The sequence below is a fragment of the Vibrio sp. 1078-1 genome, from assembly GCF_033340475.1.
On sequence record NZ_JAWOWM010000483.1, the window covers coordinates 1 to 639 of the forward strand.

The window sequence follows — 639 nt, forward strand, 5'->3', positions numbered from 1 at the left end:
TTCAACGAGAGATAGCAGTCAGGCTGACCTTCGTAGTTACCCAGCACATCAATCTGCTGACTGAAAACAAACGTCAGCGTCTTGTCGATTTCTTTGAGGTGAACTTGGATAACTTGGCCCTTGAGACGCGCTAAACGACGACCCAATGCAGGATCGTCTTTAATCAGTGTGTTCAGCGAAGTTTCAATGACAGCAGTGATAAGAGGTTCAAATGGCATGCCGTTAACCCTTAGAATTTGTAACCGCGGTGCAACGCCACAATACCACCCGTTAGGTTGTAGTATTTGGTGTTTTCGAAGCCAGCGTCTTGCATCATGCCTTCCAGAGTTTCTTGGTCTGGGTGCATGCGAATAGATTCAGCAAGGTAGCGGTAGCTTTCTGCGTCATTCGCGACCAATTCGCCCATTTTTGGCAATAGGTGGAATGAGTACGCGTCGTACACTTTTGATAGTGGTTCGAGAACTGGTTTAGAGAATTCCAAAACCAATAGACGACCACCCGGCTTAAGGACGCGGAACATTGAACGCAGTGCTTTGTCTTTGTCGGTTACGTTACGAAGACAGAAGCTGATGGTGATCACATCGAAGTAATCATCTGGGAAAGGCAGTTCTTCTGCGTTAGCTTCAACGTACTGCACGT

The 639-nt window shown here is 47.1% G+C and carries 2 protein-coding genes; both read right to left on the reverse strand.

Annotated elements, in window-relative coordinates; translation table 11 throughout:
• Positions 1-218, reverse strand: a 218-nt coding sequence (locus R7190_RS28320) for an SCP2 sterol-binding domain-containing protein (RefSeq protein WP_318137984.1), incomplete at its 3' end; no start/stop codon positions are given.
• Between the two features lie 11 nt (positions 219-229).
• Positions 230-639 (reverse strand): ubiquinone/menaquinone biosynthesis methyltransferase (locus R7190_RS28325; protein ID WP_318137985.1); only part of this gene is annotated, 410 nt, incomplete at its 5' end.